The following is a 21,613-nucleotide window of genomic DNA, read 5'->3' as shown; positions in this document are numbered from 1 at the left end:
CTAGTTATATCTATATGTGTGGAATCCTGGGCAGTGTCAATTTTGATAATACTTCAGAATATCTAAATTTAATTCAACATCGTGGCCCTGATGCATCGGGTATTCAATCTTTTGATATAGGAGAGCATTCAGTTTCGCTTTTACACCGTCGCCTTTCCATTGTAGATTTAAGCGAGGCTGGTAGTCAGCCTATGTCTGCTTGTGATAATAATGCCTCTATCATTTTTAATGGAGAGATCTATAATCATTTGGAGCTTAAAAAAAAATTACCCCATATATCCTTTAGAGGTCATTCCGATACTGAAACCATAGTTAATTATTTGAGACACTTCTCAATTGTTGAAAGTCTTTCTTGCCTGAACGGAATTTTTGCTCTTGCTTATTTGGACGTGCAAAAAAAGAAACTTTTTCTGGCCAGGGACCGTTTTGGCGTTAAACCATTATATTACTATTTTGACGGAAACCGATTAATGTTTTCTTCTGAGATAAGACCTATCAAATCTTACATAAAATCTGCAATAAACAGAGGTGTTGCATTTATCACACTAAGAATGCGATACAGCCCATCCCCATTAACTGTGTTTGATGAGATCAAAAAGGTAGAACCAGGGCAACTTATCTCCTTTGATCTGTGCGAAAGTGTTGTCAAGGTTAGTAAGGAATATTTTGTGAAAGGGGAGCGGTTAGGTACAAGAAAAGATGAGTTTAAAAAGCTTGTCAATATCTATGGAGATCTTTTTGAAAGTGCAGTGGAAAGACAGCTCATGGCAGATGTTGATATAGGGATATTACTAAGTGGTGGTGTAGATTCAGCTTTGGTTGCTGCAATTGCCCAAAAAAGGAGTGCTAAAAAATTAAAGGCTTTTACTATTGGTTTTGAGGGAGACCATAAAGAAATTGACGAAATAAGTTATGCCCGTGAGACTGCCGAAATACTTGGACTCGATCATTATGACCAAAAAATAAACTTTCCTAATTTTTTAACATCAATTAAACAAATTGCACAAATCGTAGAAGAACCCATAGCGACAACCTCCATTATCCCTATGTATTTTCTTTCCCAATTAGCTGTTTCTCACGTCAAAGTGGTTTTGAGTGGGCAAGGTGCAGATGAGCCTCTGGGCGGTTATAACAAATATAGGGCACTACCTTATCTCGAGAAAATTCGTTTTTTTAGAAAAATAAGCTCACCTTTAGATAAAATTGATTTTGTTTATAAAAATAAGGAACATCTTAGAAGATTTCTTAAAGCTATTCAACCTGAAGATTTGGTTTCATCCTGGATGGAATATTGCGCAATCTCATCCCAAAATTATGTTGCAAACATAGTAAATCCAAAAACTAGGAAACAAGGATTAAATGAAATGCAACAATACCAGACTCTAATAAGTGAAATCTGGAAAAGTAGAACTCCCAACAATAGTGAATTAAAAGACCTGTTTTTATATTATGATTTACGTACTTCACTTGCAGATGACCTTTTGATGTATACAGATAAAATCACCATGAATTTTGGCCTTGAATGTAGGGTTCCTATTCTGGACAATAGTCTAATCGCATTTATTGAATCTTTAGATAGTAAATATAAATACAATTCAAGGAAAGGAAAGATTATCCATAAAGCGTTTGCACAGGAATATTTGCCGGGTTCCATTATCAATAGAAAAAAAATAGGTTTTAAATCTCCTACTGAAATTTGGTTTAGAGAAAATAGGAATGAACTGGAAAATATATTTATGCATAATTCTGCTTTTTTGACTATGTTCAATCAAAACAAAGTTAGGGAAATACTGAATAGACATAAGGAGGGCGAAAATTTAGAAAAGCAAATATTTCATCTATTAAGTCTAAATTATTTGTTTAATAATTGATAATGAGGCTTGCTATGAAAACAGTCTGTTTAATGTTTAATAAAAATATGCCTTTATTTACATGGTTTATTTTATGAAATGAAAATTTTCAATAAAAAAATTGCCAAGGTTGATATTTATTTGATATGTTGAGGTTATTAGTTGTATCTATTAAACGTTGAATATCATTAAAAAATTTCCTTAGACTTTTGAAAAAAATCTACAAAACTACAGATCAAATTCATATTCTCAATACCAAAATCCATAATCTAAGCTTTCAGGAGACTCTTGACAAAATAGAAATGGCGATTCGAGATAATGAACAAATCCATCATGTGGTTGTAAATGCGGGCAAAATAGTAGCCATGCGTACAGATTTAGAATTACAAAAAAGTGTTAATAGCAGTGATTTAATTAATGCAGATGGGCAGTCTGTGGTGTGGGCTTCTAGATTCTTGGGAAAACCGCTAAAAGAAAGAGTAGCGGGAATCGATTTAATGGAACATCTTATAAAATTATCTCATATAAAGAAATATAAAATATTCTTTTTAGGAGCAAAAGAAGAGGTGGTAAAATCTGTAGTGGACAGATATTCAGAGGAATATTCTCCAGATATTATTGCCGGGTATCGCAATGGGTATTTTACTTTAATGGAAGAAAGTAAAATTGCAGAACGCATCTCTAACAGTGGAGCAAACATACTATTAGTAGCAATAAGCTCGCCCACAAAAGAACTTTTTTTGTACAGAAATAAGGGAATACTTCATAGAGTTAATTTCATTATGGGAGTAGGGGGAAGCTTTGATGTCGTTTCTGGCAGAGTAAAAAGAGCTCCTGTTTGGATGCAAAATGCTGGATTAGAATGGTTCTATCGTTTTTTACAAGAACCTAAAAGAATGTGGAAACGATATCTTGTTGGAAATACAAAGTTTATATTAATGGTTCTAAATGAACGTTTGAGATTCAAAGAGGGTGTAAATTAAACTCTGTCTGAATGATTTTTTATATTATCATTCCAACAGAGATTAAAAATGCCTGACGGAGATAGTTTTTTACTTCTCTTTATTTTATACATCAAACAACGCCATTTTCACTTGTATAGTTTCATAGGTAGGTTTGAAAGCTACCCCAGAATCCGGAGTACTCTAAAATAGGAAAATTGAGTAACTTTAAATTTTGGGACAATGAAGAAAAGGTGTTTCAATTGTGTTTAAATAAGTGGTATATAGTAGTTTTAGCGGTGTATAATCAAGTGCTGAAGTAAATTAAATAAATAATTTTTCATCTTCAATTTTAAACTGATCTATGCGGATGACGATTGTTGCCGGAGCCCGGCCAAACTTCATGAAGATTGCCCCAATCATTAAAGCAATTCATGTATTCAACGAAAAAAATAAAAAAATTAAGTATCGACTGGTGCATACAGGTCAGCACTATGACGATAAGATGAGCGGTGATTTCTTTAAGCAATTAGGTATCCCCGAGCCTAATGTAAACCTGGGTGCTGGTGGAGGGACCCAAGCCCATCAAACAGCTGCAATTATGATAGGTTTTGAAAAAGAGATTGATTTCCATCGTCCTGACGTTGTTTTAGTTGTAGGAGATGTTACCTCTACGATGGCTTGCACTATTACCGCCAAAAAAGAATGTATTGATGTAGTACACGTCGAGGCTGGTATCCGTTCGGGAGACATGAGAATGCCGGAAGAAATTAATAGAATGGTAACTGATTCTATTTGTGACTATTTTTTTACTACTACAGAATTAGCGAATGCTAATTTAATTAAAAACGGAATTTCTGAAGAGAGAATTCATTTAGTGGGAAATACAATGATTGATACCTTGTATCAGAATATTGAAAATTTGATTCAACCTCCCATATGGCAGAAGAATAATCTAAAACAAAACGAATTTTTTTTAGTTACCCTGCATCGTCCCGCGAACGTGGATAATTCCCGGAATTTAAAAAATTTACTAGATGTAATATTACGAAGTTCAGCCCCATATCCCGTTTTGTTCCCTGTGCATCCCAGGACAAAAAAAGTTCTTGAAGAAATAACTTATGAAGATATGAATTTAGTGCAAATGGATCCTTTAGGTTATTTGGAATTTATTTATCTGGTTAACAATGCACGATGCGTGATAACGGATTCAGGAGGTATTACAGAAGAAACCACAGCCTTGGGAATACCATGTATTACTCTGCGTGATTCTACCGAACGACCTGAAACCATAACTATTGGAACAAACGAACTTGTAGGAATTGACCCTAACAATATACCTCCCTATATTAAGAAACTAAACAGTGGTAAATGGAAAAAAGGAAATATTCCAAAAATGTGGGATGGTAAAACTGCCACTAGGATAATAAATAACTTGGTTGATATCTATGGCTAAGAGAGTGTAAACTGAACTCTGTCTGAAATAAATTTAATCATTAATTTTATTCAGACAGAATCATGAGAAAAGGAGAACAAACGGAATTCGAGAAAAAGGTACTTGACCAGTTCATGTCGGGCAAGAACCTTTTCGGCAAGGGCGGCGCGTTCGCCCCCATGCTGAAGAACGTCATCGAGAAAGCGCTCGAAGCGGAGATGGAAGGCCATCTCGGCGAGGCCCAGCGTAACGTTGGGAACAAACGCAACGGCAAGGGCAAAAAGACCATCAAGAGCGGCTACGGCACCTTCGATATCGAAATATACTTCCCCCCGCTTTTAGGACAGTAAGTTAAGTTTAATTTTTAACCTTAAATTTACTGTACCATGAGTAGAAGGAAACACACATCGAAGTTCAAGTTCAAGGTCGTTCTGGAGGCACTATCGGAACGTCAAACGATCCAGGAACTGGGCAGGAAGCACAAGCTCCACCCCGCCCAGATCACCAACTGGAAGACGCAGTTCCTCAAGAACGGCGAGGAGGTCTTCTCCAAGAAGGCCAAGAGCGCCAAGACCGAGGCCGAGGAGAAGGAGGAACGGTTGCTCAAGACCATCGGGCAGCTCAAGGTCGAGAACGATTTTTTAAAGACGGCCTCGTCATGAGTAAGTCCAAAAAAGAACGGAAGGCATTGGTCAAAAGGGATTCCAGGCTGAGCGTGGTGCGCCAGTGCGAACTATTGGATATCCACCGCAGCGGGGTCTATTACGAGCCGAAGGGCGAGACCGCCCTGAACCTTGAACTGATGCGGATCATCGACGAAAAGAACCTATTGCACCCTTGGCTGGGCGTACCCAGGATAACCACATGGCTGCGAAAGGACATGGGATACAAGGTCAACAAAAAGCGCATCGAGAGGCTGTTCCGCCTGATGGGCCTATCGGCCACGGGGCCGAACCCGAACACCTCGAAGCGCGGCAAGGGGGAGCTGCACAGGATATACAAATATCTTTTGAAGAACCTCGATATCGAGCGTTGCGGGCAGGTGTGGGCGACGGACATCACCTATATCCCCGTACGGGGCGGCTACCTTTACCTGTGCGCGATAATCGACCTGTACAGCCGCTACGTGGTCGGCTGGTCGCTCTCGAACACGATGACATCGGAATGGTGCCGCAAGACACTGGACACGGCCATCGGGGAACACGGCGCGCCGGAGATACTCAACACCGACCAGGGGAGCCAGTTCACCTCGATCGGGTTCACGGACTACGTGACAAAGGAAAAAGAGATCCGCCTGAGTATGGACGGGAAGGGCAGGTGCCTGGACAACATATTCGTCGAACGGCTCTGGCGCAGCGTCAAATACGAGCACGTCTACCTGTTCCCGGCCGACGACGGGCTGGAATGTTACAGGGGGCTCGAGGAATATTTCGAATATTACAACAACGAGCGGAGGCACCAAAGCCTGGGGGACGAGGCCCCGTCAACAGTTTATGAACAAAGAAAGAGCAAAGCGGCATGATGGCACGAAAGGGCAAAACAGGGTTATCAACAAAAAGGGCGAGTTATGAGTCTCCCCCCGGACCCCCCTCTTTCAACACCATCATCAAACTTATTTTTAAAGAATTATTGTCCTAAGGATGGGGGTAAGTATATAACGCCCCAGGACAGGCAGAGCAGTTTCGAGCCGGAACTGGTAAAAAAGCGACAGACCATCCTGGCGGACAACCTGTCCGATAAGATCATCGGGCTTTATGGCCTGGGCATGAGCTATCGCGACATCTCCTCGCATATAAAGGAAATGTACGACACCGATATCTCGCACACCGTGCTGAGCCAGATAACCGACAGGATCATACCCGACGTCAAGGCATGGCAGAACCGCCCCTTGGAACCGCTCTATTGTATAGTATGGCTCGATGCCATGCACTACAAGGTGAAGGTGGACGGGAAGATAGCCCACAAGGCACTTTATAACATCTTGGGCATCAACAAGGAAGGCCGAAAGGAAATATTGGGCATGTACATCTCCGAGAGCGAAGGGGCCAACTTTTGGCTGCAGGTGCTTACCGACCTGAACAACCGCGGCCTGAAGGATATCCTGATCGCCTGTACGGACAACCTCCGGGGATTTACCGATGCGATATTGGGCGTATTCCCCAAAGCGCAGGTACAGCTCTGCATCGTGCACCAGATAAGGAACTCGCTCAAATATATCGCCTCCAAGGACCAAAAGGAATTTATGCGCGACCTGAAACTTGTGTACCGGGCGTCGAGCAAAGAGGTCGCGGAAGACGAACTCCTGAACCTCGAAGTGAAATGGGGAAGCAAATATCCCGTGGTCATCGAGAGCTGGCAACGCAACTGGGAACAGCTATCGCAGTATTTCCAGTATACCGAACCTATAAGGAAGATCATCTATACCACAAATGCGGTGGAAGGCTTCCACCGACAGGTCCGAAAGGTGACCAAGACCAAGGGCGCGTTCACGAACGACATGGCCCTTATGAAACTGATATACCTGGCCACAAAGAACATTGAAAAGAAGTGGACCAGCCCATTGCATAATTGGAGCCTGACCGTTCAACAACTTTATATTAAATTTGGGGACCGAATACAGTTCGACCTGAGAACAGGGCCCAAAGAGAACGCCGCTGCCGCGGGGGCGCACTCCAAAACCCGTCGGATAAAAGATCCGACATGTTTTGAAATGGATGAAAAGTGAACCGGACAGAGTTTAAATTACACACCCATGGCTAATATTTTTTCACTACTTTTTTAAACATGAATTAGTACCTAGTTGCCCGGCCTAACCTCATTATAACTACTATTTTTATTGCCAACTCTAACTTCATCATAATAAATTACCCTTTGAGTTACAGCGGAGCCCCATTCCCATCTGTAAACACCAAGTTTAAAATATGGATATTTTACATCATTAAAGCAATTAGGCATATTCTGCCTATCAATAACTTTGACTCCATCCATCCAAACTTCCAAAATCCCTGTATTGGTATGAGAAAACTTGATATGAACAACCCAGTCTATCCATTTATTCTTAGGGATTACTCCTAAATCCATTTCAAAATAACCTTGTGTGATATTATTGGTTTGTATAGACCTTGAATCCCATCTTGTTGTCCATTTAAGATGATTATTCCCAGTAGAAATTGCATTAGAAGGACTTCGAGCAGCTGTTTCTCCATCATCGGGTATGTCATGCCATTGACCAACAACTTCTTCTGTGGTATCTGTTATGTAGGTTTCAGGAAAATATTGTGAAAAACCATACCAACCCTCATTCAATGTTGAATTTGTAGGTTGAGCAAATTCAGCTCTGTGGCCACCCCACAATAGGGGGTCACTTTCATTTATTTCAAATCGACCACTTGCAATTCCTGCATCTTTAATATTATTATCAAAAGAAAAAGAATGATTACCTATTAATTCAGGATTAAAATCGCTGAGATCGAAATCAAGGTCAAGATTACTATTTTCGAATAATTCCTTTAGAAATATATTAGTTTCGTCTCGCTGATATGTTGGTTTAGGAGTGGGTATAGACCGTTTCAATCGCAGTGTATAATGATAGTTTTGGGAATATACACTTGTTGAAAAAAGTAATAGAAAAAAGAAATATTTCATTATAATACAATATATGAATTGTTATCTAATTTCCTTATTAACCCACCGGTATAAGCTGAATTGTTTCCAATACTGATGATACCGCCAGAGTTACCGTTTATAATTACTCCTGTTGCTCCATTTACTGTTAACGTGGTACCGTGAACCTCTAAATTAATAATATCACCAACCTTCATTCCTGTAAATTCGGTATTAATAGTTAGTGTTGCTGAAGTTGTGCAGGCGAGAGTATTACCAACATCATTAGATAATACATTCCTGGAAGAAGAAAATGAAACTATACTTGCCTTTGGAGAATAGTTATCTTTTACGTAAAGTAATATTTCAGCTTTAATGGCATTTACCTCATCCTGAGTATAAACTTTAGGTGCGCCATTTAAACTGGTGTATTCTCCATCAAAATCATTTGAGGCATCGGTATCCCAGTTATTAAAAGAAATAGTGTTTCCTCCCGAAATGGAAAGTTCATTAGCATCCAGACTCAAATTTTGTGATGTACTTCCTCCCCCTCCTTCTATGCCGGAAACGAGATTATCAACTTCAGTCTTAGTATAAAGTTCAGTTTTCGTATAAATATCAGGTGTTCCTGTAAGGTTTGAATATGCACCGTCGAAATCATCCGAAGCATCGGTATCCCAGTTGTCAAAATAAATGGAATTTCCACCTGAAATAGAAAGTTCCTCTCCTTCCAAATTCAATGATTGCATTATGCCATCCCCATCATCAAGATTTAACACAAGGCTGTCCACCTGGTTTTTGGTGTATATATTAGGCACTCCGGCTAAATCGTTAAATTTTCCGCTAAATAAGGCAGGAGCATTTTTTAGGTCAGAATAATTTCCGCTGAAAAGTGAAGGTTGGTTCTGCAAGTCATTATAATTTCCTGAGAAATCATCGGAAACATCGGTATCCCAGTTATCAAAGAAGATGGTGTTTCCTCCCGAAATGGAAAGTTCAGTAGCATCCAGACTCAAATTTTGTGATGTACTTCCTGCCCTTCCTTCTATGCCGGAAACGAGATTATCGATTTCATTCTTAGTATAAAGTTCAGTTTTCGTATAAACATCAGGGGTTCCTATAAGTTTTGAATATACACCGTCAAAATCATCGGTAGCATTAGTGTCCCAATTGTCAAAGGAAATGACGTTTCCTCCCGAAATGGAGAGATTTTTGCCTTCTAAATTCAAAGACTGCACTATACCATCACCACCAGCAATATTTACAAAGAGGCTGTCAACTTGGCTCTTGGTGTACAAATTGGGTACTTCAGATAAGTCTTTAAAGCTTCCAGAAAAATCATCGGCAGCATTGGTGTCCCAATTATTAAAAGAAATGGAGTTCCCACCGGAAATGGATAGCTTTTCATCCTCCAAATTCAAAGACTGTACGATACCATCACCGCCATCAAGATTTATTACGAGGCTATCCACTTGGTTTTTAGTATATAAATCGGGCACTTCGGATAAATCGTTAAAACTTCCGGAGAAATCGTCAGTTATATCTTTATCCCATTTATCGAATGCTAGTTCGTTGCCATCTCCGGTAAAACTATCGGCCGATTTTGCATGGAGCGCGTAAGGAACGCTTAGCATCTCGCTAACACCAGTTACAGAGAAATCCTGTGTGTTTTTAACGTCTAATTGGGTTTCAATAAAATAGGGCCCTTGAGACCAGTCAATGCCTGAAAACTCACCAACCTCTTTGTTTCCTTCACCAATTTGAAGACTTACTAAACCATTTACGTTGGTCCTGGCCTGGTGGTTTTCTTGATAGGCTATATACCCATCAGGCGAACCCTGCCTCAAGATAATATTAAGGTTAACCTTAGAATTGGTTAGGAGTTTATTGTTATTGTCACGGATAACTGCCTGATAGCTCACTTTTTCAGGGGTCTGCGCAAATGTGTTACATGTAAGTAAGACTAATAGAGTAAAAGGAATTATCCATTTCATTTTTTATCGTTTTATGATCTTAAGTTTATTAATGGGGGTGTTTTTGTAAAATATTCCAAGCATATAAACCGCAGGTTGCAGATTGCTGGAATTTACTCTAGTTTTTAGTTTATCGATTTTGTCTTTTGCAATAAGTTTACCTTGAAGATTGTAAAACTCATATCTCAAACCTTCATCATAATTGTCCACATTGATAATAAAATAATCTGTGGCTGGATTTGGGTAAGATTTAATAGTTATTACACTGGGCATGCTATTAGTGATTTCCGCTCTTTTGTTTTTTGAAACCGGTATTTGCACACCTTGAAAAACAGTGTTTTCAGAGGTGTTTATGGATGTGTAGTACGATTGGCCTATCGAGTAGGAAATATATCCCCCCTTGCCAGAACCATCTCCGCCTGAAGTATTTATAACATTGCTTAAGGAGGTGTTAACGAGTGTTACACTTTGGGCACTTAAGGGTAGGGGACTAAGCACCAAAAATAGAGGAATTATCAAGTACTTCATTATGGGGGATAAGTAGATATGGATTTACAAGAAACATAGCACTCGAGTTAAAAAATTACATTGTTGGGCATTTTACAAAATTAAGGATCAGTTTAAACGTGTTATTGACAACGGGGATCAACTTCGATTATTTTAACCATTTGCCCCTATTCGATGTAATGCAATCGTTCAAGTGCGCATAGTCTACATACTATTGTCAATTTTCCCTTTCCGACCCGTGCCCCATGGTCACTTCGTTGGGCAAGGCTTAGAATATCAAAAATGCCATTCATCCGGCGATGATATTCAGGAAACCCGAGGTAGATCATAAGGGCAAAGAAGATGGTATCAGTGCAATGGCCTGTTAAACTAATCCCAAACCGAATCATTGGCTTTAAAAATGCACGTCTTCTCACTATTTTAGGGTAAAACCCAAAACAATGAAAAAAATACTCTATATACTGCTATGTACGGGGCTGGCCTTCGGATGTAAGAACGAAAGAAAAGTGTCCGAAGATACCAAGGAAGATTTGGCGGACAATGATGTTACCATCGTCCAAACCGCCATAGGTCCCCTAGAATTGGTTTCGCCTTTTTCCTCGGAATCGGTGACTAAAAATAGCGAAGTAATCGGATGGCCCGATGATAAGACCCCAACGGCGCCCGAGGGCTTTTCCGTTTCCCGATTTGCGGACGGGCTCGAACATCCAAGGTGGACGTATGTTGCACCTAATAATGATATTTTTGTGGCGGAGTCGGACACTAAAAACAGCGCCGACCGCATTACCTTGCTCCGGGATACGGATAACGACGGCGAAGTTGACGAGCGGCATATTTTCAAGGAGGGCCTGAACCAAAACTTCGGGATGTTGGTGTTGAACGGGTATTTTTACGTTGCCAATACCGACGGACTCTACCGATTTCCTTATAAAGAGGGACAGAACAAACTCGAAGGCGAGGGCGAAAAAATTGTCGAGCTTTCGGCCAGCGGGTACAATAACCATTGGACCCGGAACATCATTAGCAACGAAGACGGCTCCAAAATTTATATTTCGGTCGGATCGGCCAGTAATGTCGGCGAGCAGGGCATGGAAAAGGAGGAACGCCGTGCCAATATCCTGGAGGTGAATCCCGATGGCAGCGGGGAAATCGTGTATGCGGATGGACTTAGGAATCCCGTTGGGATGGACTGGAATCCGGTTACCGGTGCACTGTGGACGGCTGTCAACGAACGGGACAAGCTGGGTAACGAGCTGGTGCCCGATTACATTATTAGCGTTGAAAAAGACGGCTGGTACGGGTGGCCCTATAGTTATTATGGCAATATCAATGACCCTAGATGGGAAGACGATCCGCACCAAGACCTGGTCGATAAGGCCATTGTACCCGATGTGCCCATGGGGAACCATACCGCCTCATTGGGGTTGGTCTTCTATACGGCAGATCAGTTTCCTGAAAAATTTAAGAACGGTGCTTTTGTAGGGCAGCACGGTTCATGGAACCGCGCGAACTTTGCGGGTTATAAAGTCATGTTCGTTCCTTTTGAAAATGGTGATCCCCAACAACCCGAGGATTTCCTGACCGGTTTTATTGCTGATGAAGATGCGAGTGAGGTCTATGGCAGACCCGTCGGAGTGACTATTGCGCCTGACGGCTCCCTGCTGGTCAATGACGACGATGGCGGCGTAATTTGGAGGGTCTCTGCGCAATAATACACGGAACTTTATTCATATAATAATATAATAGAGCCTTATATTTAGGCTCTATTTCAGTTTCGACCCATTAGCTGTGATTGCAAAAACTACCATCGACCAAGTATATGAGACCGCCCGTTTGGAGGAGGTCATCGGCGATTTCGTGCAGCTAAAAAAATCGGGTGCCAACTTTAAGGGATTGAGTCCCTTTACCGATGAGCGCACCCCTAGCTTTATGGTATCCCCTGTCAAACAGATCTGGAAGGATTTCAGCAGCGGTAAAGGTGGCAATGTAATCGCCTTTTTGATGGAGCACGAACATTTCACCTATCCGGAGGCCATTAAATACCTTGCCAAAAAATACAATATCGAGGTCGAGGAAACCGAGCGCACCGACGAACAGAAACAGGAAGCCAACGAACGCGAAAGTATGTACTTGGTGTCGGAATTCGCCCGCAACCATTTTTCGGAAATGCTTTGGGATACCGAACTGGGGAAGGCCATCGGTCTGAGCTACTTCAAGGAGCGCGGTTTTACCGAAGATACCATTAAAAAATTCGGACTCGGCTACTGCTTAGATCAGTGGGACGGTTTTACGAAGGCTGCGCTAGACAAGGGCTACCAGCTAAAGTACCTTGAAAAAACCGGGTTGACCATAGTGAAGCAAGACGTCCAAAATCCTAATAACGATAGAACGTTCGATCGGTTCAAGGGGCGGGTGATGTTCCCCATCCATTCCATGAGCGGTCGGGTCTTAGGCTTTGGGGGACGCATCCTCAAAAACGATAAGAAAGCCGCTAAATACCTGAATTCCCCCGAAAGCGATATCTATCATAAAAGTAAGGTGCTGTATGGTATCTTTTTCGCGAAACAGGCCATTGCCAAAGAAGACAATTGCTATCTGGTCGAGGGGTATACCGATGTTATCCAGTTGTATCAGCGGGGTATTGAGAATGTTGTATCTTCCAGCGGCACGGCCCTGACCCCTGAACAGATCCGCTTGATCAACCGGCTTACCAATAACATTACCGTGCTCTTTGATGGTGATGCCGCGGGGCTTCGCGCCTCCGTCCGGGGTATCGACCTGATTCTCGAACAGGGCATGAACGTAAAGGTATGTACCTTCCCGGAAGGGGAAGATCCCGATAGTTTCGCCAAGAACAACGAACTTGAAGAAGTTCAACAGTACCTTACCGAAAACGCCAAGGACTTTATTCGGTTCAAAGCAAACGTGCTGGCCAACGAAGCCGCCGACGACCCTATCAAACGAGCGGAAACCGTACGGGATATAGTCCACAGCATCGCCAAAATTCCCGATGCGATAAAACGTGAAATCTATATCCAAGAATGTGCGCAGATCATGAAAGTGTCCGAGGGCGTTCTGTTCAGTACGTTGGCGCAAATCAGTAAAAAAGACCAGGCAGAGACAGCCAAAAGAGCAAGACAAGAACAGCAGAAGGCCTTCGATGTGGTCAAAAACGAGACTGCCGTCGAAAAGGTCGACGTGCAATATGAACTCGAAAGGAAAATTATAGAATTGCTCTTGCTTTACGGTAATGAGCAGGAGCAGTTTGAAGACTTGATCTTAAAGGAAAGTGAAGCCGGCGAACTCATTTTGGAACCGATGTCCCTTGAGGCCAAAGTGTATGAAAAGATATATCTAGATCTTCAAGAAGATGAAATCGAACTCGCCAACGAGCACTTTAGGGATATCTATTACAAATTGATCGAAACGCTCAATGAGAGCGATGAATTTTCCATCAATACCTTTTTGTCCGACCTTGATCAAGAAATGGTAACGGAAATTTCCTCGATCTTAATGGAGGAAGAAAAGTACGTACTACACAATTGGGAGCGAAAGGATATCTACCCCAAAGAGAAGGAAGCTGGGGTGGCACAATTGGTCAGTGAAACAATTTTGACCCTACGCTGTTTTTTGATCAAGAAAAGAATGTCGGCCTTGCAAAACGACACCCAAGAAAGTAATGACGACCACCATGAAACTCTTGAGGAAATTATGAACTACCTGAACCTGAACAAACTTCTGAACAAAAAACTGAATAGGGTCTTGTCGTAGAAGGTATTGACAGGGAATGCACTTAGTCTGTCGAGGAGCTCTGTTTTTGTAAATAAGTATCGGGCAGGGACATTCAGAAGTTAAATAACCTATTGATTATCAGCGTAATAATCCGTATCTTAGAGTAAACAAAACCCCGAGAATGAGTCGTTAGCTCGAAAAACGGGGTTTTTATCTAAGATGTTATGTCCAAGATACGAAGAATCCGCGATTTCCAGCACACTTTTTCATTTTCCTCCCAACAGGAACAGTTGGGAGTTTTCTTTGACCGTTTTTTGGAATCCGATCTGGGCAAGATCTACCGGGCGGTGCCCTGGGACGACATGGTGGCGGCCCTCGGTGTGAAGGAGGCGAAAAAAGGCCCGAAGGCGATCTTCTCCCCCCGGGGCAAGGTCGCCCTGATGTTCCTCAAGCACTATGCGGATTGCTCCGACAGAAAACTTGTCGAAGGGCTCAACGGCAACCTGGACTGGCAGTTCTTCTGCGGCATCTATATCGGTGCCGATCGTCTGGAAAACTTCAAGATCGTGAGCGAGATACGGTCGGAACTGGGGGGAAAGCTCGACATCGACGCCCTGCAGAAGGCCCTCTACGGACACTGGTCCCCGCACATGGGGGACAAGGGCTCCGTCACGATGGACGCCACCTGCTACGAGAGCAACATGCGGTACCCTACAAATGTAAAACTGCTCTGGGAATGTACCGACTGGCTGCACCGGCTGCTCAAAAAGGTATGCGGGGAAAAAAAGGTCGCCATGCCGCGCAGCAAGTACCTGAAATGGAAAAAGCGGTACGTGTCCTACAGCAAGATGAAGAGGAAGACCAAGAAGAAGCGGGATGCGCTGACCAGGGCCCTGCTCCTGCTGACCGAAAAGTTCTCGGCGGAACTGGACCGTATGGAAGGGGAGCACGGCCTGGCGTTCACCGTGGACCAGTACGTGCGCAGGGCCGCGGCCAGGAAGGTACGGGAACAACAGTACGCCCTGTTCCACCACGGCGTGCGGCCCGAGGGCCGCATCGTCAGCCTTGACAGGCCCTATGTCAGGCCGATCGTCAGGGGCAAGGAGAAAAAGCCGGTGGAGTTCGGTGCCAAGGTGCACAAGTTCCAGGTGGGCGGCATCGGCTTTATCGAGCACCTATCCTTCGACGCCTTCCACGAGGGGATACGCTTCCGCAAGACCGTCCTGGACGCGCAGGGCCTGACTGGACTTGCAACAAAAAAACGGACATTTAGTTAAGCTACATTTTTAAGTTGCATTGATTTCTCAAATTCATTGATTGTCATATTACCAAGAGCGGAGTGTCTCCTGTTCCTGTTGTACCATGTTTCGATCCATTCGAATATCGATAGCGCAGCTTCCTTTTTCTCCCGGTAGCCGTTTCTATAGATGAGTTCGACCTTTATGGTCTTAAAGAAGCTCTCGGCCACGGCATTGTCCCAACAATTTCCTTTTCTGCTCATGCTCCTTTCAACACATTTGTAGCTGTCCAGTAAATTGACAAAATCATGGCAGGCATATTGTATGCCCCTGTCCGAATGAAAGATCAGTTTCTTTGAGGGCGGACGGTTGACAACTGCCATTTTCCATGCTGCCACCGTGGTTTTCTCCGCGCACAGATCGTCGCTTTGCGACCAGCCCAGTACTTTACGGTCAAAAAGGTCCAGGACAACGGTCAGGTAAAGCCACCCCTTGGCCGTTTTTACATAGGTGATGTCCGATACCCATGCCCGGCCGCTTTCCCCGGCGGAGAAGTCCCTGTCCAGTTTGTTTTCCACCACCGGATACCTGTGTTTGGAATCGGTCGTTACCACAAACTTTTTGGCGTGGACCGCCCGTATCCCGTTTTTCCTCATCAACCTGGCCACCCGTGGCCTGGACACATCGAACCCACGGGCCCTGAGCTCATCGGTCATACGGGGGCTCCCGTAACTGGCCTTGCTCCGTTCGTGCACACGCATTATTTCGCAAAGCAACATCCGGTTCTCGTTGTCGCGCTTCGAGGGCATATGGTTCTGCCATGCATAAAATCCGCTTCTGCTTACCTTGAAGACTTTGCACATCTTCCCGACAGGGAATTCCTTTTTGTGGTCCTTTATGAACCGGTAGATTTCCTGTCGCTCGCGGAGAAGATGCCAATGGCCTTTTTTAGGATGTCGCGTTCAAGTTCCGCGTCCCTCAGGCGTTTCTCCAACCGGCCTATCTCTTTTTGTTCATCGGTCATTTTCGCGTTGCCACGGCCCGGAAAACTGTTGGGGCCGAGTTCGCCCATCTCCTTTCTCCATCTGCCCAGTACAGATCTGGGGATGTCAAGTTCACGGCAGATCTCAACGATGCTACCGCGTGCATAGGTCAGTTCCACGGCCTTTTGCTTGAACTCATCAGTGTAATGTCTTGCTTTTCTTCTCATTATAGGGTAAAGTTAAAACGTTAGTGACGTCCCTCAACTTTATGTCCAATCAAATGTAGCAATTCCAGACCCGTACCAAGGTCAAGATCGTAGGGGCCGATGCCATCTACGCGACCAACAAAAATCGGAAGTTCGCCACCGGGAACGGTATCCGTACCGACTTCAAGCGCAAGGGAAGGGCCGGCAAACACGAGGGGCACCGTAAGAAACTGGCGGCGGCCATCACCAAGGAAAGGGCCGCCCGCCTGGAGGGCAGCTTCGGCAACGACAAGGAACACTACGGCCTCAAAAGAATAAGGGCCCGCACCAAGGCTACGGAGATCCTCTGGATATTTTTCGGCATCCACACCGCCAACGCCCTTGAGATCGGCAGGCGCATGGCCTCGGCCCGCCTGGCAAAAGCAGCCTGAGCCTCCAGCAGCCAGGAGGCCCGAGGGAGACCTATGTCCCGACGGGACCGGAAGGGCCCGAAATCCGTCCTCCCGAACCGAAAAGACCTCAAAGGCGACACCGGAAATCGAAAATGCCGCCCGACCTCTACGGTCGAACGGCACCGACTTTAAATTTTACCGAAAAAAGGGCTTACTCCTGAATATCCCTCGGGCATATACAATGGATCCGGTCAAGTGGGACCGTGACCGTCAAGGCTGGGTGCAGAGACTGCTCAGTATCGATGCGGTAAAAAGAAAAACCTCGAGAGCGAAAGGCTTCGAGGTTTAAAAACGTAAATAATACAATGTGCGTAGTTTAATACAGCTCCAAGGCTTTTGCCTGTTGCAAGAGGTCGACCATATTATCAACGTTCAATTTTTTCATGAGGCGCGCTTTATACGTGCTGACCGTCTTTTCGTTGAGGTTCAGCCCGATGGCAACATCCTTGTTGCGTTTGCCGCTGGCCAATAATTTGAGTACCTCCACCTCACGGGTAGAAAGCTTTCTAAAGAATCTTCTTGGTTTTTGTGTGCCTTCGTCGAAGGCCAAGCGCTGTGCAAGCTCATTCGTGATGAACATGCTGCCCTCGCTTACCTTTTTCAATGCTGAAATGATGTAATCGATGTCAGATGCTTTGGATAGATATCCGGATGCCCCGGCCCTGATCGTACTTAGGGCATAGACGTCTTCAGATTGTCCGCTGTACATTAAAACTTTTACCTCAGGATAATCCTTTTTGATTTTTCGCAATGTGGCAATGCCGTTGATTTCTGGGATGTCCATTTCTAACATCACTACGTCCGGCGTGACTTTTTCCAGTTTCTCAAAAAGTTCAGAGGTCGTTGAAGCATCTTCGATGACCTCGAATCCTTTCGCATCTTTCAATACTTTCGTAACGCCCATGCGAATGATCGGATGGTTGTCGGCAATTAACACTTTAATCATCTTTCTAGTTTTTATCCAGATAAAAAAACACTTCTAGCACGTATAAAAATACTGACATGCAATGTAAGGCTTTAAAATCTAATTCGTTATCCAAATTTGGCTTTTTTTTCCTAATCAGACGCATTTTCTGACGTTTTTTCGTTTAGATAGCAAATTTATGCGATTAATCGCTAATTTAAGTCCTCAGGAATTTCACAAATCGGAATGGGACTCATCTTATGCTGGTTGCGCGAATTCAGTTTTTTATAGATGTCGAAGACTTCTTTTTTCCGTTCTGAAAAGGAATCTCGACTCTTTTCTTGTTCATCCATCCGCATGGCCCACTCCAGTTCCGGATAGGTCGCCCCGATCTGGGCCTCATCGGTTCTGTCGTCTCCCCAAAGGCCGTCTGTGGGCGCTGCCTCTATAATGTCGTCGTTAATTTCAAGAAACTTGGCAATTTCATAAACCTCGGATTTCATCAGATCTGCGATCGGACTCACATCCACCCCGCCATCGCCGTATTTGGTAAAAAACCCTACTCCGAAGTCCTCCACCTTGTTCCCGGTTCCGGCGACTAGAAGGGAGTACAGTCCCGCAAAATAATACAATGTGGTCATACGTAGCCGTGCCCGGGTATTCGCCAAGGCCATAAAACGGTCCTCTTCCTTCTCTACTGGAGGCAAAGCATCGACAAGGCTATCGAAGACCGGGGTGAGGTCCACCTTCATTCGTTTGACATTGGCGAATTTTTTCTGAAGCCAAGCTATATGCTCCGTCGCGCGGGTTACCTGTCGTTCGTCTTGATGTATCGGCATTTCCAATACAAGCAGATCGAGGCCGGTTTTGGCACAGAGCGTTGAGGTGACGGCGGAATCGACACCCCCTGAAATGCCTATGGTAAATCCTTTTATATGTGCCTTTTCGGCATATTCCCTAAGCCAAGTTGTAATATATGCCGCTACCTTTTCTGTTTGCATGGGCTTTTCCTTCTGTATAGATCGATTAACTTTGTACGCTAAAAATAACGCCTTGACCGTAAATAATAAAATGTATAGGGAATTACTTTACACTTCTGGAAAGGTTTGCATTCAATTATTGATTTTGGTTGTTTTCTTAGGATGTAAGGATAACGATAAGGTCGAAGACGACATCGCAAAATTGGATGTAAATCTGGAAATTGCCCGTTTTGACCGTGAGTTCGCAGAGGCTGAACCCTTGGATATCCCCGTCCTTAAAAAGGCGTATCCCTATTTATTTCCGGCGCAATATACCGATAGCGTTTGGGTCGCCAAACTACAGGATAGCCTTCAGATCGAGCTCCTGTCGGAAGTCGATAATGAATTCAGCGATTTCTCGGAAGAAAAGGACGACCTTATCCTCCTCTTTAAACATATCAAGTATTATTTTCCCAACTACCAACTGCCCAAGGTGGTTACGGTGACCTCAGATGTGAGTTACGATAGCCGGATTATTATGACGGATAGCCTGCTGTTAATAGGTCTCGACAATTATTTGGGACCCGATCACAAGTTCTATCAGAGCTTTCCGAACTATATTGCAGCGGGACTTGACAAGCAGTATCTGGTCAGCGATGTGGCCAACGCCTTTGCAAAGCAGGTAGTTCCAAAGCCGAAAGACCGTACTTTTTTAGGGCAAATGATATACTACGGGAAAGAATTGGCAACAAAGGATAAACTGGCACCTTTTATCTCCGATGGTCAAAAAATCAATTATTCCGAGGCACAATTGGCTTGGGCCAAAGCCAATGAAGAACAGATTTGGCGCAATTTTATCGAGAACGAATATTTATACAGTACCGACAACAAATTGGTGCGACGTTTTTTGGACCAAGCCCCGTTTTCTAAATTCGGACTGGAACTCGACAACGAATCCCCCGGGCGCATCGGCCGTTTCCTAGGTTGGCAAATCGTTAGGGCCTTTATGGAGAAAAACGAGGTGACCTTGCAACAGATGCTATCGCTCCCGGCAGAAGAAATTTTTAAAAAATCGAACTATAAACCTGAAAAATAAGATGGCAAAATTACACACCTCCGAAATCACCCTTAAAGTAGGATTGGACGAGAACCGGGTTCCCGAAGAGCTGACCTGGTCGGCACAAGATGGCGGCATCGACAACGAAGAGGCCAAGGCCATGTTGCTCTCGGTCTGGGACAGCAAGAACCAAGAATCCCTAAAAATCGATTTGTGGACTAAGGATATGCCGGTCGACGAGATGAAGATTTTCTTCCACCAGACCTTGGTTTCTTTATCCGATACTTTTATGAAGGCGACCCAAGACGAAAAAATGACCGCCACCATGAAGGATTTCTGCGCCTATTTTGCGGAGAAGTTGGAGTTGAAGAAATAGGCTAGGTACGCTTGTTGACGAAAGCCCCCTGCTATCGGGTTGCAGTTTGTGGACTCAGTAATCCATATCTATGCTCGTCCCAAAATTCACCGTTCTTAAAAACCGCCTTTTTGGCGATGCCCTCTTTTTGAAAGCCATTTTTTTCCAGCACTCTCATGGAGGCCACATTGTACTCAAAGACCCCAGCAAAGATTCGGATAAGTATCAATTTATCAAAAGCATATATGGTAATCAATTCGATTGCCTTTGTGACAATGCCTTTACCCCAAAAGGGTTCGCCGATCCAATAGCCAATTTCGGCGGATTTCCGATATATGTCATTTTGAAGAATCAGTCCGATCAGGCCACAGAGTTCACCTTGGCAGTCAATGGCAAAGACATCTTCCGTATCGCTCTTGGCCTGCCGTTGGATGAATTCTTCAGCATTTTTTTCGGTATAGGGGTGGCCAAAAGCATCCCGTACATTGTCCCAGATTTTTTTATTGTTGGCGAGTAGGGCGATTTGGGTTTTGTCGGAGGGTTTGAGTGTCCTTAGAATTATCTCAACCATAACGTTTTTATTTGTTCTATCGAAGATAACATGAAATTTCACATGTTAAAAACTATAGGACAATCCTACGTTCCATGAAAACCCGGGATCGGGCGAAATAGAGGTGACCAAAGATTGGTTCATTTGTGTGGATAAAAACAACGGAATTTTTTTATGGCCAATTCCCGCAACCCCGGAAACAAAAAAGCTATCCTCATCACCATCCAAATTCAAATAAAATACCTGTGGATAGAGGCTGTAATACAATTTGCCCGATAGCCGCAATTTGGTAATGTTAGCGACCACCGAAATAAAGTGCATTTGTTTTACCGAGCCTTTATCTAAGCCACGACCTACGAAAACGGCAGATCCTAAGCTGAACTTTTCCGTAAATTTATAAGTAGGTGCAAACTCAAGGACGAGATACCGCTGTCCTTTAGTAATTGTTTTTGAAATGCCGTTCTCTATAACTTCTGGATAACTATGCGAAATACTCCAGTTGGCGGCTACCTTTATACCAAAATTCCTCTTACCGAAAATTCGATACCGAAAACAACTACTGAAAAACCAAGGAGTACCGTTTGTGGAGTAGGCAATCTCGGGGTCAAAACTAAATCTGTTCTTTCGCAATGAAAAGAATCCCATGATTGCCGGCTGTCCCAGTGAAAATGCAGGGACGGGAGAGATACCATTGGTGTTCAGGCCAATGGTGCCTGAAAACCTGAACCCGTTTGAATTTACATCTCTGGATTCCTGACCCAATATCGACAGGTGGAAAAACAGAATACAGAGGAATGAAAACCAATTTAATGCTGTTGGCATAATATTATTTCGATAAATACATTTTGGCTTTAGACTCTGCTTGAGT

Annotated in this window: 20 protein-coding genes and 1 pseudogene; 12 read left to right on the top strand and 9 right to left on the bottom strand. The window is 43.7% G+C overall.

The genetic code is table 11. The features are described from left to right. Positions 1–14 precede the first annotated feature (14 nt). The 7 genes and pseudogenes from asnB to RQM65_RS05270 all read left to right on the top strand — a co-directional run. A complete protein-coding gene (gene asnB, locus RQM65_RS05300) occupies positions 15–1,871 on the top strand; it encodes an asparagine synthase (glutamine-hydrolyzing) (RefSeq protein WP_314013206.1) in 1,857 nt (618 codons plus the stop codon). A 188-nt stretch (positions 1,872–2,059) separates the two neighbouring features. Further along, the gene (locus tag RQM65_RS05295; RefSeq protein ID WP_314013205.1) at positions 2,060–2,833 is read left to right on the top strand and encodes a WecB/TagA/CpsF family glycosyltransferase; all 774 of its coding nucleotides are present in this window, start codon (positions 2,060–2,062) and stop codon (positions 2,831–2,833) included. Between the two features lie 328 nt (positions 2,834–3,161). Continuing rightward, complete coding sequence (gene wecB / locus RQM65_RS05290; RefSeq protein WP_314013204.1) at positions 3,162–4,247, top strand: non-hydrolyzing UDP-N-acetylglucosamine 2-epimerase; 1,086 nt, start codon at positions 3,162–3,164, stop codon at positions 4,245–4,247. A 62-nt stretch (positions 4,248–4,309) separates the two neighbouring features. Next, positions 4,310–4,576 (top strand): transposase, encoded by a 267-nt coding sequence (locus tag RQM65_RS05285; protein ID WP_314013203.1) that lies wholly within the window; start codon positions 4,310–4,312, stop codon positions 4,574–4,576. Between the two features lie 36 nt (positions 4,577–4,612). Beyond that, on the top strand, positions 4,613–4,888 hold the full coding sequence (locus RQM65_RS05280) for a transposase (RefSeq protein WP_314013202.1): 276 nt from the start codon (positions 4,613–4,615) through the stop codon (positions 4,886–4,888). Then, positions 4,885–5,748 (top strand): IS3 family transposase, encoded by an 864-nt coding sequence (locus RQM65_RS05275; protein ID WP_314013201.1) that lies wholly within the window; start codon positions 4,885–4,887, stop codon positions 5,746–5,748. Before RQM65_RS05280 ends, RQM65_RS05275 begins: the two co-directional genes overlap by 4 nt. Before the next feature lie 138 nt (positions 5,749–5,886). Then, positions 5,887–6,843 (top strand): annotated as a pseudogene (locus tag RQM65_RS05270) (IS256 family transposase); the annotation flags it as partial. A gap of 179 nt (positions 6,844–7,022) precedes the next feature. On the opposite strand, the gene RQM65_RS05265 reads toward RQM65_RS05270, so the two are convergent. Genes RQM65_RS05265 through RQM65_RS05255 form a run of 3 tightly spaced genes read right to left on the bottom strand, consistent with a single transcriptional unit; the run spans position 7,023 to position 10,330 of the window. Further along, a complete protein-coding gene (locus tag RQM65_RS05265; protein WP_314013199.1) occupies positions 7,023–7,871 on the bottom strand; it encodes a polysaccharide lyase family 20 protein in 849 nt (282 codons plus the stop codon). Next, a complete protein-coding gene (locus RQM65_RS05260) occupies positions 7,871–9,823 on the bottom strand; it encodes a hypothetical protein (RefSeq protein ID WP_314013198.1) in 1,953 nt (650 codons plus the stop codon). Before RQM65_RS05260 ends, RQM65_RS05265 begins: the two co-directional genes overlap by 1 nt. A gap of 3 nt (positions 9,824–9,826) precedes the next feature. After that, positions 9,827–10,330 (bottom strand): T9SS type A sorting domain-containing protein, encoded by a 504-nt coding sequence (locus RQM65_RS05255; protein ID WP_314013197.1) that lies wholly within the window; start codon positions 10,328–10,330, stop codon positions 9,827–9,829. A 419-nt stretch (positions 10,331–10,749) separates the two neighbouring features. Between RQM65_RS05255 and RQM65_RS05250 the strand changes: the two genes are divergently transcribed. From RQM65_RS05250 to RQM65_RS05240, 3 genes are all read left to right on the top strand, one after another. Then, on the top strand, positions 10,750–12,021 hold the full coding sequence (locus RQM65_RS05250; protein ID WP_314013196.1) for a PQQ-dependent sugar dehydrogenase: 1,272 nt from the start codon (positions 10,750–10,752) through the stop codon (positions 12,019–12,021). 76 nt (positions 12,022–12,097) lie between these two features. Further along, on the top strand, positions 12,098–14,080 hold the full coding sequence (gene dnaG / locus RQM65_RS05245; protein WP_314013195.1) for a DNA primase: 1,983 nt from the start codon (positions 12,098–12,100) through the stop codon (positions 14,078–14,080). Positions 14,081–14,265: 185 nt separating this feature from the next. Continuing rightward, the gene (locus tag RQM65_RS05240) at positions 14,266–15,318 is read left to right on the top strand and encodes a transposase (protein WP_314013194.1); all 1,053 of its coding nucleotides are present in this window, start codon (positions 14,266–14,268) and stop codon (positions 15,316–15,318) included. On the opposite strand, the gene RQM65_RS05235 is transcribed toward RQM65_RS05240, so the two are convergent. From RQM65_RS05235 to nadE, 4 genes are all read right to left on the bottom strand, one after another. Then, positions 15,315–16,489 (bottom strand): IS3 family transposase gene (locus RQM65_RS05235; protein WP_314012607.1). Its coding sequence is split into 2 segments (ribosomal slippage): positions 15,315–16,231 and positions 16,231–16,489, totalling 1,176 coding nucleotides; the frame shifts between segments, so codons are not numbered across the junction. The genes RQM65_RS05240 and RQM65_RS05235 overlap by 4 nt on opposite strands. Positions 16,490–16,509: 20 nt before the next feature. Continuing rightward, positions 16,510–17,043 (bottom strand): hypothetical protein, encoded by a 534-nt coding sequence (locus tag RQM65_RS18905; protein WP_432279837.1) that lies wholly within the window; start codon positions 17,041–17,043, stop codon positions 16,510–16,512. Positions 17,044–17,236: 193 nt separating this feature from the next. Then, on the bottom strand, positions 17,237–17,866 hold the full coding sequence (locus RQM65_RS05225; protein WP_314013193.1) for a response regulator: 630 nt from the start codon (positions 17,864–17,866) through the stop codon (positions 17,237–17,239). Between the two features lie 170 nt (positions 17,867–18,036). After that, positions 18,037–18,825 carry an NAD(+) synthase gene (gene nadE, locus RQM65_RS05220; RefSeq protein ID WP_314013192.1) on the bottom strand — a complete coding sequence of 263 codons (789 nt, stop codon included), beginning with the start codon at positions 18,823–18,825 and terminating at the stop codon, positions 18,037–18,039. A 70-nt stretch (positions 18,826–18,895) separates the two neighbouring features. On the opposite strand from nadE, the gene gldB reads away from it, so the two are divergent. Together gldB and gldC are read left to right on the top strand one after the other, a co-directional pair. Further along, positions 18,896–19,879: a gliding motility lipoprotein GldB gene (gene gldB / locus RQM65_RS05215; RefSeq protein ID WP_489753098.1), complete on the top strand. Its 984-nt coding sequence runs from the start codon at positions 18,896–18,898 to the stop codon at positions 19,877–19,879. 1 nt (position 19,880) lies between these two features. Continuing rightward, entirely contained in the window at positions 19,881–20,216 is a 336-nt protein-coding gene (gldC, locus tag RQM65_RS05210; protein WP_314013190.1) for a gliding motility protein GldC, read from the top strand. A 31-nt stretch (positions 20,217–20,247) separates the two neighbouring features. On the opposite strand, the gene RQM65_RS05205 is transcribed toward gldC, so the two are convergent. Both RQM65_RS05205 and RQM65_RS05200 read right to left on the bottom strand, forming a co-directional pair. Further along, positions 20,248–20,766, bottom strand: coding sequence for a GNAT family N-acetyltransferase (locus tag RQM65_RS05205; RefSeq protein WP_314013189.1), 519 nt, complete (start codon positions 20,764–20,766; stop codon positions 20,248–20,250). A 45-nt stretch (positions 20,767–20,811) separates the two neighbouring features. Further along, positions 20,812–21,567, bottom strand: a complete 756-nt coding sequence (locus tag RQM65_RS05200; RefSeq protein WP_314013188.1) for a hypothetical protein — start codon at positions 21,565–21,567, stop codon at positions 20,812–20,814. Positions 21,568–21,613 lie beyond the last annotated feature (46 nt).

It is taken from the genome of Pricia mediterranea (assembly GCF_032248455.1).
GTDB classification, from domain to species: Bacteria; Bacteroidota; Bacteroidia; order Flavobacteriales; family Flavobacteriaceae; genus Pricia; species Pricia mediterranea.
This window is presented reverse-complemented; position numbering and strand designations above follow the sequence as displayed.